Here is a 13,119-nt window from a genome sequence, read left to right as displayed (position 1 = left end):
CGTATTCGTTTAGATCAAATTTACCGATAAATTCCTGCGAATATTCTAAATTGCTACTTTAAACCCTATCAGTTCGCATGTTATCACTTAGACCCAACCAGATCACGCAAATTCATTACTTGCTCATCACCCAAAAAGATGATTTATTTATCCCTTTCATTCCTCCAGAGGAACTCGAAGGGCCCGCACTCGACTTTGTACGACGCTTGCCAAAGGATATCCTGCAAATAGACAACCCGGTCAATTTCTTCGAAAATGCTTATCGTCTGAGAAATGACAACCCTTACCGTTTAAATGTACTCTATCCGTCAAGCCTCATTCCTTACTTGGCAAATAGTCGCAGGAATATTATCCGGCTTTACCTGATCAACACAAATGTTCCTGAACTGGATAGCGTTTTAAATACGCTTATGGATGCCCATCAGCCCTTAAACTATTACTTTTTTTTTAATAAAAAAGATGATCAGCCACTCGGCCTTGACAACGAAGTAAGTGACCCAGGAGAATTTTTGCGGATGCTTTATGCAGAACATCAGCATATCCTCAAACTAATTGGGGCTCCCGATATTACTTTTCACCCACATGTGGACCTCTACTCCCGGGATTTTTATGATTTCCCCGTATTTGTGCCTGCACAAAATAATTATCATTTGCTCAATTCGATTATTGGAAACTTTAAGTACGGCCCCGGAACAATTGAGAAAAGTAAAGAGGAAATTAAAGCGGAACATGAGCGCGAGCTCATCGAAGCGCAAAAAGCCCCTTACTCATTTGGGCGCCTTAAAACGTTGATCCGATCAACGAGGAAGATTGATAAATTCTTTGAGTTAATGCGTGAGCATAACATTATCAAACCAGTCCATGCGATCGAAACCATGTATTCACCCCTCCTGATCATCGCTCCTTACCAAAATCCCGATCTCGTGAAGTTAGACCGAAGTTCGGCTTCAGCTGAATTTGATGAGGAGTTGGTTAATCTCCTTACGTCTTTAGATTTTGAACAGACGCAGAATTATATTAACTCTCTTCCACCAATGACCGAAGCATCAATGCGTATGGTGATGCGGGTGACTCTTCAAAAAATTAAATATCTTGATTCATTAGGCGCGCTTCATGCCTCATTTGCCTATTCTCCAATTATCCGACTGCCATTCCAAGGCAAAACACTGAACCAAACCTTATCAGCTTTCGACGCCTCTCAGATCGAACAATATGCTGATCATGAAACGCGTAAAATACTCAAAGACACCATTTCTAAATTTGGAAGTCAGCTAGCTGAACGCACATTATCTCCGGGATTAAAGGCTAAATTACTTGTGGAAAATCGTCAGATTGTGGCCATTACTGACCTCCCTATAGAATGGTTGGAAACAGACGGAGTGCCGCTGTCTTTCACCCATGATATCTGCAGACTTCCTGAAACTGCACTTCACGGTTTAATGAGTTCCTTTGCTGCCAATGAGCATTTCATTTACACTGTGCCCAAAGATATCCTGAAAAAGACACTTGTTATTTTTGGTAGTAATGACATGGAGTTACTGCCATGGCGTTACCAAGTCAAAGAGTTAGCTAAAACGCATGAATTTGTTACTGAAGTATGTCTGTCCGTGGCCGCAGCAGTAAAAGCATTTAGAAAATATAAACCGGATCTGCTTATTTTCGATTGCCACGGAGGTTATAACTCTGAAAACAAAACATCATTTCTAATGCTGGGTGACGAGCAACTTACCGGCCCACTTGTTGTCCTTCACAACATCAGTGCTCCTTTGGTGTTCTTATGCGCCTGCAACACTGCACCTACTTATGGCACTATTAATACGATTGCCAACGCGTTTTTCGAGAACCATTGCTTATCTGTCACTACAACTTACCTGCCTATTGCTATTGATTCCAGCAGTACTCTTTATCTTCGGTTATTAAATAATCTCAGACTTGCAGCGACGGAGCCAATACATCCGAACTGGCTCAGCTTTTTATCACATATGATCAGGACGTCTTATATCTCTGAAACATTCCGGCAATCACTCGACCTTAAAACGGGTGGTGGCATTTACAGACGTAATATGCAAGAACAGGCCAATGCATATAACAGAAGTATGCTGTTTCACCAACGACGTAAAGTTTATTCCGAACAGACTTACAAACAGCCAAATGAACAACAAGTAATTCCAGAATATCTTTTTTACAGCAACCTCGGCCGCAGTGATCTGATCCATTTTGATATATATATGGAGCGTTTTAACGAGTTAAATAATATAAAAGGTCATACCAATTAACGAAACCAGCCAATGATTTTCTAATTGCTTGGTTTCGTCGTATAGGACATTGCTATAAAGAAATAGGAACAAAAATTTGTCTGCTATCTAAATGCAGTGGGTTTGTTAAGATTCAACAGCAGATAACTATTTATTATCATTAAGGTGTTTGCAAACAGAAAGCAAACTTATAATTTGATAATTGTTAAACACCTTGTTTACTATTTGTAGTTAGAGGAACGAACCACACAATCTAAAACGCCATTTTACGCAGATCTTTCACAATACAATTCGAGAATTGTTCAGTATGGGCTACTGGATTGGACAAGATTGAAAAATTAAGTTTTGTCCGATTAGGCATACTAGCTTCATTAAGCGATGAAGATGCATGGATACAACTGTAGCTATCATTCTGTAAAAATATTCCCCTAAATAAAGAGTCAACGCCTACCGGGTATTGGTTCTGGCTTTCCTTTTGCGGTGTCGGTTCCTGCCGTGAATGGCCTCGTCATCAATATCGTCTGCGATGTCTATTCGGAAAGGTGCAGCCCAACTTTCATGCGAATAGCCTATTTCCGCTGTCTGTTCTTGTGTGTCTGGTGCCAATTCTAAATCTACCTGTTCCGGGGAAAGGTCTGTACCAATCTCTGCCTCTCGCATTTTAGCGCATGTTTCCTGTTCCAGTTTTTCCATTGTCGCCCTTTCGGTCAGGCTACCGTTCTTTTTGGTATTGGCATACGCCAGTGTATCTTTAAGCTGCCTGTCAAATTCAAACAGGCTGTCGAAGAGACTTTCACCGCATTTTTTAAATGCCAAACGGTCAAACTGGCCCATCTTTTTGGAATGCGCCGCATTTTTTCCGCGCGAATTGTTCATGGGGCTAAGTTTAATGGTATTGGTCGCGTCTTTACGGCTGACAATGACCTGAACATGCAGCTGTTCGCCATCCTTGCGGTCGCCCCGCTTTTTGAGCCCTTGTTTAACCTCCGGGTCGTTGTGGCTGTAATAGCGGTAGTTTTCCAGCTTGGCAAACCATATCAGGTCTTCATGTCCGTTGATGCTCTCTCGTTTGAAATTCTGCGCGTAGGCATCCATTACCCTGACCGCAAATCCTTTCATTTGGTCTCTGGCACCATCTTCGCCGTATTGCTCCTTTAGAAAAGCGATCTCCTTTTGGCTCGGGCTGATATTGACCAAAAAGAATTTGGCATCGTCCTTACCAAGCTTGGCAACATTCCCGTCTATTTTCCGCATGACCTCATAAGGCTGAATACTCACCTGTTGCCCGTTGAACCAGTATTCCGGTTTTTGCCTGTTATCGGTCCGGTTCTCTTTTTCGAGGTAATGCACCAGCTTGCTGCTGCTCCCTTTGTTTTCCGCTTCCCTGCTGTCTGAAATATTGATAAACATACGCCCCCTAACCCCCTAAAGGGCATAGCCGTCAATTTAAGCGACTGTACTCATACATAATTGATTTTCAGTTATTTAATTTTTAGGCGCGGTTTGCCCGCATGGGCAAACCTATGTATTTTTACTCTCATATTTTTCGTTTTTTAAGGCGGGGAGGTTTAGATGACCCCGCCTTTCTTATTTTTGTTTAACTATCTAAATATAGTATTTAAATATCTAATAATCAAATACTTATTACAATTTCTTCTATTTTTAACCTATGTTTTCTGTGCTCTTTTGAAAGGTGCTTTAAGTTTAATTTCTCCAACAGAGCTAACCACTTTGAGCATATCCCTAAAAGCTGCGCTCGCAATTCTTCTTTCGTAGAAGCGATTAGTCGATGCACCTTTAAAACACTAATTTGACCTATCTTACCGATAGCCATGCATATTTTCCAACTCAAAACTGCCCAGATCAACTTACTGTATAATATACTGGTTATACGATCCGAACTTCCTTTGGGGAACGTGTGTATCTTTAAAAACGACTTCCATGCTTTAAAAACCAATTCTATCTGCCATCGCAGGTGATATAACTTTTGGATCAATTCAGCGCTATATTTTTCGCTCACCAGGTTGGTAACAATAAAGTTAAACCCTGCCCGCTCTTTGAATCCCTTACTGGTGGTACTGCCTTTCTTTTTATTGTACTTTTCAGTATTGGCTATCCGCCTTGCCTTGAGCTCTTCACTTACCGGTTCTATTATTATCCTTACCGGCATCTTATCAGCTCCGATATATACCTGTTGATCAAATACGCCGGTTATGCCTTGTAGTTTCGACAACTCTAACTTTTGGTATTGGTCGTCCTTTAATAGATAAATCGTTGTTTTCGGACATAATTTATTAATAAAGAAAGCTTTGACTTTGTTAATATTGTTCATATAACTCAAGTGAGTGTAACCCAGATCTCTCATATATAATACCCCCGGCTGAATTGATGCCTTGTCCAGATGACTCTCACCCTGGTCATTTGCGTTGGCCGGAGTTACTTTGATATCGCTTTTACCACTTTTGATTTCAAATTCAAATTGTACAGATGCTCCCGCTTTCATCCCACTTCCTTTTGTTCCGGGGAATGTCTCTGCAATAACTTCCGGCAACGCGAAACGGGTAGAATCTTTGATACGGATCTCCAAGCCCTGTGTTTGCTCTTGCGGTAACTCAACTGCTATTAATTGCTCAAAAACGGCTTGTACAAACTTTGTCATATTGCTGTGATGTCTTTGATGCAATGCCTGCTTCGAAATATCAAGCCCATCCCTCCGCATTAACTGCATACTCATGCCGTTAAACGATTGATCTCCATCAAATAACGCCATATCCAATAGTTCCTTGCCTCCCACTTTTCGTTTGCGTTGTATCGCCTCTGTTTTACGGGCCAGGCCATCTAACACCGTTGGTTCAAATAGTTCCGAACTCATTCGCTCGAATAATGACTGCAATTTTGCAGTTCCGATTCTTGCTCTAAAAAAATTTTATCCCTTTTTTTTCTAAAGTTGACGGCTATGCCCTAAAGGGGGAATTAAATTATTATAGTAACCTCACCTGCTCTTTAGTGGCAGCAACCAGTTCTTCCTTTTCTCTTCCGGATGTCATCATGCCAAATGCCTCCCGCGACCGGATATAGCCATCAAGGATCAGCACAAACTGTCTTTTCAGGTTCTCTTTGATTTGCATGGCTTTCAGGATGATGTCCAGCACACGGCCTAATTCGCCGAACGCTTTGGAATGGGCGGTTTGATTGTTCAGCACTTTTACATTGTGCTCCAGGACTTCGGTATTAAACCGCTGGATGATCTCGCCCTGTGATTCGGAAACCCTGTCCATCTCTGTTTTAATCGGGATGAGCAGCATGTCCTCCTGTGTCCTGATAAAACCGATATATTGCTGATGGTTCTTCATCAGTGAATTTTTTAACAGTTCATCATTCAGGTCTGCAGGGTCTTTCTTGCTTTTATAAAAATAGTCCACCATCTGAATAAAGACCTGGCGTTTGGTGCGGCCCAGTTTAAGGGCTATCTTTTCAAACTTATGGTCAACCGCTTCGGGGTATCTTACTGACTTAACATTAATATCGTCCATATATTCTTTGTTATTGGTAATAGGCTGTACCAACCGCCTGGTGTGGGGCGATACAGCGCGTTAAGCGTATATACAGCTATGGAGGATACCCGTGGGTATCCTGTTTTCTTTCTTTTTGCCGGTAAAAAAGCGGCTGAGTATCCCCGGAGGATACTCAAAACCCCATTTGCAGCGCAAATGGCAAGCAGAATAGGGCTATGCCCAATTCCCGCTTGCTCCAAACGATTTTTCGTTTGGACACGCGCTTTTGGTAAAAACGCAGTTTTTACCGGCCCCTGAGCCGTTTGCCGTGGTTTAGGCATGGCCTTAACTGTTTTTGTGTTACAAAAACGATGCTTTTTAGGTATTGGCCTTCGTATTGGCGCTGTCAGCGCCAATACGAAGGCTGGTATACGGCTGTTAGTTACGCCGTAACCGGCTCCTTTGTATCTGGCGATTAAATCGCTGGTTCTATTGTGACGGGTTATACCATCTCCCGTTATCTGATAACGGGTTACTAAATCGCTGGTCATGTCGTATCAAGTTACTAAGTTGCTGGTTACTTAATCTCCCGGTACGAGGTACCGGGAGATTTAATATCTATATAGCTGTATATCCAGATGCATAGATATTCAGCTATTTTGTACTTGGAGATTTTATAGCTGTATAGCCAGATACTAGCTATACAGCTATGTTATATCGCCATATCGGGATATAAAGTAGCTCCCGGTCATCCCGACCATTCCGGCCAGTAAACGAGGCTGCCCTTGGTTGGGTGAAAGGACGGCTGGTAACGGATATAACCAAACTCATCCAGCTCCCGGATACACTTGTGGTAAGTGGCTATTGAAGCGATCTTGCCGTAGGCCATCAGCGTTTTCCGGTTCACAGGAAACGGATTGACAAACCCGCTCCGCTGGTAGCAGGCAAACAGGCCGGAGAACAGGCTGACATGGGTAGCCAGCAACCGGTTGTCCTGCGACATGCACCTGATCCATTTACTGTAGACGGCAGCTTCCTGCCGGATAACCTTAGCAATCATTGCAAACCTCCTTCCAGTAATTTGTTGATGTCTTCCAGTTTATAATAAAGGATGCCGCCGATCTTGGTATAACGAAGCGTGCCGTTAATCCGCAGGTTTTGTAGCGCGCCCGGCGAAATGTTCAGCAGCTTCCGCACTTCCTGGCTTTTCAGCCATTGCTTGCTTTGGCCTCCGCCTGCGGGATGCCTGATCGCCTCAATCGCGTTTAACAGTTTGTTCTCTAACTGTTTCAGGTCTTCTTTAGTAATTAAATCAATAGCTGTCATTGTATATTCGTATTAGTAAAACCATTAAAATTTTTGTTTCGGCCCAGTCGATTTTCGCTGGTTACGTTGATATTACCCAATCCGGGGAATACTGCAGGAGTTACTGCTTTATAGAAATCAATACGAATGTATAGAAATGTTATGACAAATTAAAATATATCATAACTTATGGGTAGCTTTGCTTTTAACAGGAAATACCGCGTTTCCGCTGGTTTTTGACAGACTTTGCTGCGGATCTTCAATTTTTAGAAACTTGACCTGCATCAAAACGCATCAAAAGCCGTCAGAAAATATTTTATTTTTTTTCTAATTCTTTTCCGATGAATAAGATCAGTTATAAAACCTACTTCAATGACCGCCTGAAACAGGTAGATTTTCACGGGGTAGCTACTCATCCCTTATATGTCATGGTGACCTATGAACGGCAGACCATTTATTTTAAAAGCTATTATTTCGGATTGTTTTCCAAACCGCGCTTTTTTCTCGATGTGCCGGGAGCAGGAAGCAAAGGGCCGGATATTGAATTGGCTATCAAAAAAGAAAAGGAAGTCATCAGCTTTATCATCGAAAAGCACCGGGATGACTTTTCTATGGAAACGTTTAAAGCAGCTTACGCCTATTACAGCGTTGATTTATGCGACTTGTCAGAAAAGGGTTTCCGGGATTACCTGTTTAATTTCTTTTGGGATGATGGTTCGCCCTTCCTGGGCGACCTGGTCAGGCACGGCGGCAAGCATGTGGTAGCTTATGACCTGGTGCGGGACTTTAAACGGAATTTCGAAAAAACGCGGTATGATAAGCTCGTCAGAAACGCCTTTGATTCCGCGCCGCCCTACCTGCCTTTATACGGTTTCATGTCGGAGAGGAAGCGCTGGCCGGAGCTTTGCCTGACCATGATGGAATGGCAAAGCACCGAGGTTACCCTGGCTTTTAAAACCTACCTGGAACGAATTTACCCTAAGGCAGATGGGTTGGCATTGGTCAAAGAAGTGAATGCCTTGCCGTATTCTAAATGGGCGTGATCCATAGGCGGCGTAAAACTATTGGCGATAATTATTTCTTTGCCTATTTGACACGCTTTCAACGGGGAAGTTCCGCCCCCCGGGTAAGCCTATGCGGCAGGCGGCAAAGACCGTTTTTGTGGACAAACGTACATCTTTGCTAAACGCGGGCGCGTTGACTGGACTTATTTTACAAGGCATGGCAATAGCCGGGTTGAGCTACTGGTCTACAGCCTCTTGTCAGACAAGTTACCGTGAATACACTAATCTCAAAACGGTTCCAGGACATTTCTAATCTATTCTACCGAAACAGCTATAAAAGCGGACATTTGCGCCCTGCAAGTCATTACGCACACCCGCCCATTTTCACCACTTAAGCAACAACAGCGCGGAGCCGGGGTAAATGTCAAGGGCAGGCGGACCAATAAAAAAAACAAACAAAACCGCCTGTTTATATACCCTTTACGTTTATCCCGGCGAGGGCTATCTTTGCGATTGTGGCGTAATTGGCTGTTTCTTTTCAGGAGCAACGGGAAAAGCAAATCAGCCGGAAGCGTAGCGGATGGCTGTTTTGCTGTGGGCGGTGAGGCAGGCGGTGGCAGGTAACCCGCTCTATCGCGGGTGGCCTGCAATCGCTTGCCGGAACCGGATGCCGTGACTGTCCTGACATACCGTTATTATTCCTATAGAAATAGTAACATCATCGGCACCAATTTTGAAAGCAACCATAGTATAATGCCTTTTGAGCGGTGACAAGAAAAGTAGAGGTTTAATATGAAAGCCGTGTGGTATCCGCCCCATTTCAGATTTGTATCGGCGGAACTTCGGGGAAAGTGCAGATCAGGTGGTACGGGTTGTTCAGGTTATATAACTAACATAGTTAGGAATAAAATATGTTAGTTCCCAGATCCAGGCCTTTAACCGGTTACCCTTAAAATTACAATAATCCTTCTTCGCCAAGCTTATCCGCAGTAGACTTTTTAATAATATCCGTGTAGAAATATGCCTTTTCGCGCATATTTCTGCGCGAAAACATAGAAAATCCAAATTTTCGGTTTCAGATATGCCCAGGTATTTTGAATGAAAATACAATAATATTAATTTAGTAGATACCTGTTTAACTATTGATAAATAACAATGATACTATGCTGATACCTGATCTCAATACGAATGTCTATGTCTTATACGAAAACCACCTATTTACAGGAAGAACACATCAACCTGAAAAATACGATCCTCTGCCGAAATACGTCCGAGGGTGTTTTTGACCACTTCGCACAAACGGTAACTTCAGGCTTGCCTGTGCATCGTTCATTCCCCGAAACAAGCCATTCATTCCACCAAATACAGCATTTGTTGAAACTATTTTCAAATGTCCCTGTACCGGAATATTCTTGCTTTTTAAAACCACTTGATTATAAATCATAAAGCATGAATTATTATGGAAAGGCCAATCAAACTGGGATTTAATTCCCAATCCATTATAACTACAATCACCGGCAAGATTCCCGAATGGTGTAAATACAGGATACCCTACGCTGAAACCGAGCAGATTACCATTGAAGAAGGGACGATTGTCTGCCAGTTTCACAGCCATATTCTCTTTTTTATGGAAGTGGTGGAATTTAAATTGCATCAAGACCTTGAAGCGACCTATCTGGTTGAAAGCCCAAGTCTGTTCCTGTTTCTGATGTTGGAAGGCATGATTACTTTTCACACCCCAGACGGAAAGCTGATCGCCGAGGCACCAGGTAACACGTGCTATGTCACCTATAATAAAAAAGGTGAATATAAGTACCGTCTGCCAGCGGGCAGCTATCGTTTATGCTACCTATGCCCAAGGGCGAACTGGATCATCAGGCATTTAAAGCGTTACCCACGCCTGAAGCCGTTCATAGAAAGCATGGAACATAGCGATGAACTGTTCGGACATATGCCTGCCTGCCAGATGGACAACGACATGAAACAAAGCATGGAGCAACTATTTAGAGAAGAAGAGGTATTGGGTGAAGACCTGGAAGCCACCTTGTCCAAGCAGACTAAAATAGTGATAGCCGATTACCAGCGGCTGCTGGATGCCAAATTCACCCAGCGTCCCTATCGCATCAAGGACTTTCTGGAAGAAAACTATGCCGATTCCACGCTGGATAACGCTTCTATCGCAAACCAATTTCACATCAGTGAAAAAACGCTGATTACAGACTTTAAAGAGGAGTTTGAGACGACACCCCATAATTTCCTGATCCAGGTCCGGATGGAACATGCCAAACGGCTGCTGTCCAAAGAAAAAATGCAGGTAAACGAAGTGTACATCCACGTCGGCTATAAGGATTTGCATAGTTTCAGTGTACAATTCACCAAATACTTTAAAAATCCGCCTTCAAATTACTTTAAAGGGCGTTTTCTGCCATTTTTCTGGGCTTTCTAAAAAAGCCACCGGCAAAAAACACACATTTTTAAGACCAATCAGGCCTGAAATTAGCTGAAAGTGGTGTGTTTTCTGCTTCGGGGTTACGCACCCATTCCCGAAATTTACTACAGTTAACAAGTTTTAAATCCAATTTAATAAAAAGGCTTATGAACACGGTAGTAAATCACACACAAAATTCATGGTAGCAGTGGCGCAAACCATTCCATGTATAAACCGGTGGTTACTGGCAAGATTGGACTGGGAACTCATGTAAGGGACGAAGGCAACATCGATAAAGTGCCGAAGTTGAGGGCAGGCGGTGCCTGGGCTGCGCCGGTGAAATGTAAGTTCAATAAAGAGCAAAATGTAAAGAAGATGAAAAACGTAGATGCAGCAAAGATCAAGGATATGGCAGCGGCAATTGCTGCAAAGACCATGTTGGCCGCTATGGTAGTGCTATGCATCCGTTTCATCAGGGCGTACATGGCTGCATCGGTGTGGTGTCAAACCATATCAGTAAAACCACTTTTGACCTGTACTTACGCCCGAAAGAGAGTTGTCAACAGAGTTACACGCGACCGTAAGTTTGCGCTGTTCACGAAAAACCCGAATAGCCGTGCCGGGCTATTCGGGATCAGGTAACCGATACATCAGGGATGTAAAAAGTTACGGTGAGGTCTGCCTAAAGACAAAACGCGATATAAATATACCAAATCAGACATTTTTTAAGGTAATCTTTTTTAGCAAAAAAAGACCATGTTATGAACAGCAAACTGTTCAACCCAATCAAAAACAAAATAGCAGCAACTATTGCATTGCTATTTTTCGTTGTCTTAGGTACTGGCACCATGATGGCGATGAAAGCGCCCGGTGAAGCAAAAGCTATTAAGAAGCAGGATAACACAACCTGGTATTATAATGGTTCAAGCAGCAGCGCCTCTGCTATTCTCACCTCCAGCAACTGGTCAACTAATACAGTGCCTACAGATTGTCAGTCTGGGGGTAACCGTCCCTGTTCCATTTCCGTTGCCGCGAGTGATCAGGCAGAGCTTCAGACTTTCCTGAATGGTGAAACCAAAGATGATGTAATGGCCCTGGCACCTCAGCAAAGACCCTGATTAAATAAATATCAGTTTTTTAAATTATCCAAATATTTAGGATAATACACAGCATATCATGCGATTATTTATTGCATGGTATGCTTATAGATTGACTAATTCATGTATTCTGTCATACAAATTTATCATCTCACCTATAATTTTGCGTTATTCCTGCCAACGATATAATATCATCGGGTATAGGCAAAGCAAAACGAAAATCTCCCGCAGGTAAGTTATAGGCCTGCCCGTTAACTGTTCTTTGCAGGCTGATACTTGCACCTTCCTTATTCAACCTTTTAATATCCATCCACCTTAATCCCCGCATCAGTAATTCCTTTCGACGCTCCTGTAATATCAGTGTGAGGGCATCTGCCGGTGTAGCAGCTGTTAAAGCGATGAATTTACCTGTTTTCCAGCGTTTGCTCAGCAGAGTATTTAAATCAGCCATTGCCGCAGTTACATTATTCTGCCTTGCATAATATTCAGCCCTGGTCAAATAAACTTCATCTGTCGCTATTCCGGTAAATAACGTCGCATTACCGACATAGCACCCTTTGAACCCAACCGATCCATCCGTATTTGCCTTAAAGAAAATCATTTTTCTTAAGTCATTCGAAGCATAGGATTGATAAAGTAAAGGATCAATTTTGGCAACGCTATTATTTAAGGGGTCAGAAAGCGCTGAAGCCCGTTCAAATAAGGTTTCAGCATTCAGGTCTTTTACGGGATATCCGTCTGTGGGGATTAAGGTGTTATAGTCTAACAGTTTATTGTACAATTGAAGCGAAGAGTCTGCATACAGTCCGGCACGGGTATAATCACGCATCCATAGATAGGTGCGGGCAAGCAAGGCGTAAGCCGCCGGTTTTGACGGACGCAAAACACTTGCAGGAGTAACTGGCAAAATTGGTATCGCAGTTCTTATATCGGAAATCACCTGCTGATAACTTTGCTGAACAGATGCCCTGACTGTTTTCTCATTGAAATCCGGGTCAAGCCGTAGGGGAATACCAAGGTCTGTAGCCGCGGTAGTCTGGTCGTATGCCAGTGACCATATCGACAAGGCATCCAGAAACCGGTTAGCCCTGAAAACCAGTGCCTGGCCTTTGATATTATCCCAATTGGTTTGATTTGCAGATGTACGTGCAATTTGGTTAAGTTCATCCAGTACAGAATTGGAGAAATAAACAGCACGGTAAGTATATGACCAGTCATTGCCATTTGCGCCTATATCAAAAAGATGTTCCTTTTGCCAGGTGTACATGGACTGATCAAATATCGAATAGAGCGCAGTGTAATCCGCATCGGTTAAATAATAGTCGTTCGTACTTTCTTCATGGGAATTGGCTCCGGAGTAATTCATCGTTGAATAATTGTCCAATAATGCCTGTAAGTCCGTCAAATTGCTTGGGATCACCAGTTTCTTACTTGACTTCTCGTCAAGGTACTTTTTGCATCCCGCCATAAACCAGGCTAACACGATGGACAAAACAATAAATGATCTATGTATAAATGTTTTTTTCATGATGCGCT

General features: G+C 42.8%; 13 protein-coding genes. 6 read left to right on the top strand and 7 right to left on the bottom strand.

The genetic code is table 11. The features are described from left to right. Positions 1 to 77: 77 nt before the first annotated feature. Positions 78 to 2,276: a hypothetical protein gene (locus MUCPA_RS04595; RefSeq protein ID WP_008504742.1), complete on the top strand. Its 2,199-nt coding sequence runs from the start codon at positions 78 to 80 to the stop codon at positions 2,274 to 2,276. Between the two features lie 426 nt (positions 2,277 to 2,702). On the opposite strand, the gene MUCPA_RS04590 is transcribed toward MUCPA_RS04595, so the two are convergent. The 6 genes from MUCPA_RS04590 to MUCPA_RS04565 all read right to left on the bottom strand — a co-directional run bounded on the left by MUCPA_RS04590 (position 2,703) and on the right by MUCPA_RS04565 (position 7,075). Beyond that, entirely contained in the window at positions 2,703 to 3,665 is a 963-nt protein-coding gene (locus tag MUCPA_RS04590; protein ID WP_008504740.1) for a DUF5712 family protein, read from the bottom strand. Between the two features lie 223 nt (positions 3,666 to 3,888). Next, positions 3,889 to 5,127 carry an IS4 family transposase gene (locus MUCPA_RS04585; protein WP_008503844.1) on the bottom strand — a complete coding sequence of 413 codons (1,239 nt, stop codon included), beginning with the start codon at positions 5,125 to 5,127 and terminating at the stop codon, positions 3,889 to 3,891. Between the two features lie 109 nt (positions 5,128 to 5,236). After that, positions 5,237 to 5,788, bottom strand: coding sequence for a BfmA/BtgA family mobilization protein (locus MUCPA_RS04580; RefSeq protein WP_008504738.1), 552 nt, complete (start codon positions 5,786 to 5,788; stop codon positions 5,237 to 5,239). Beyond that, positions 5,761 to 6,300: a hypothetical protein gene (locus MUCPA_RS04575; RefSeq protein WP_008504737.1), complete on the bottom strand. Its 540-nt coding sequence runs from the start codon at positions 6,298 to 6,300 to the stop codon at positions 5,761 to 5,763. The genes MUCPA_RS04580 and MUCPA_RS04575 overlap by 28 nt, the downstream gene beginning before the upstream one ends. A 197-nt stretch (positions 6,301 to 6,497) precedes the next feature. Further along, positions 6,498 to 6,809 (bottom strand): hypothetical protein, encoded by a 312-nt coding sequence (locus MUCPA_RS04570; protein WP_008504736.1) that lies wholly within the window; start codon positions 6,807 to 6,809, stop codon positions 6,498 to 6,500. Further along, a complete protein-coding gene (locus MUCPA_RS04565; protein WP_008504735.1) occupies positions 6,806 to 7,075 on the bottom strand; it encodes a helix-turn-helix domain-containing protein in 270 nt (89 codons plus the stop codon). Before MUCPA_RS04565 ends, MUCPA_RS04570 begins: the two co-directional genes overlap by 4 nt. A gap of 320 nt (positions 7,076 to 7,395) precedes the next feature. On the opposite strand from MUCPA_RS04565, the gene MUCPA_RS04560 reads away from it, so the two are divergent. From MUCPA_RS04560 to MUCPA_RS04540, 5 genes are all read left to right on the top strand, one after another. Beyond that, the gene (locus MUCPA_RS04560) at positions 7,396 to 8,097 is read left to right on the top strand and encodes a hypothetical protein (protein WP_008504734.1); all 702 of its coding nucleotides are present in this window, start codon (positions 7,396 to 7,398) and stop codon (positions 8,095 to 8,097) included. Between the two features lie 1,155 nt (positions 8,098 to 9,252). Continuing rightward, positions 9,253 to 9,504, top strand: coding sequence for a hypothetical protein (locus MUCPA_RS37560; RefSeq protein ID WP_008504730.1), 252 nt, complete (start codon positions 9,253 to 9,255; stop codon positions 9,502 to 9,504). 13 nt (positions 9,505 to 9,517) lie between these two features. Then, complete coding sequence (locus MUCPA_RS35675; RefSeq protein ID WP_008504727.1) at positions 9,518 to 10,504, top strand: helix-turn-helix domain-containing protein; 987 nt, start codon at positions 9,518 to 9,520, stop codon at positions 10,502 to 10,504. A gap of 207 nt (positions 10,505 to 10,711) precedes the next feature. Continuing rightward, positions 10,712 to 11,128 (top strand): hypothetical protein, encoded by a 417-nt coding sequence (locus tag MUCPA_RS04545; protein ID WP_008504725.1) that lies wholly within the window; start codon positions 10,712 to 10,714, stop codon positions 11,126 to 11,128. A 119-nt stretch (positions 11,129 to 11,247) separates the two neighbouring features. Continuing rightward, positions 11,248 to 11,604: a hypothetical protein gene (locus MUCPA_RS04540; RefSeq protein WP_008504724.1), complete on the top strand. Its 357-nt coding sequence runs from the start codon at positions 11,248 to 11,250 to the stop codon at positions 11,602 to 11,604. 130 nt (positions 11,605 to 11,734) lie between these two features. Here MUCPA_RS04540 and MUCPA_RS04535 read toward each other — a convergent pair whose 3' ends face one another. After that, complete coding sequence (locus MUCPA_RS04535; RefSeq protein WP_008504723.1) at positions 11,735 to 13,111, bottom strand: RagB/SusD family nutrient uptake outer membrane protein; 1,377 nt, start codon at positions 13,109 to 13,111, stop codon at positions 11,735 to 11,737. Positions 13,112 to 13,119: the final 8 nt, after the last annotated feature.

Origin of the sequence: Mucilaginibacter paludis DSM 18603, assembly GCF_000166195.2 — a bacterium.
GTDB lineage: Bacteria > Bacteroidota > Bacteroidia > Sphingobacteriales > Sphingobacteriaceae > Mucilaginibacter > Mucilaginibacter paludis.
This window is presented reverse-complemented; position numbering and strand designations above follow the sequence as displayed.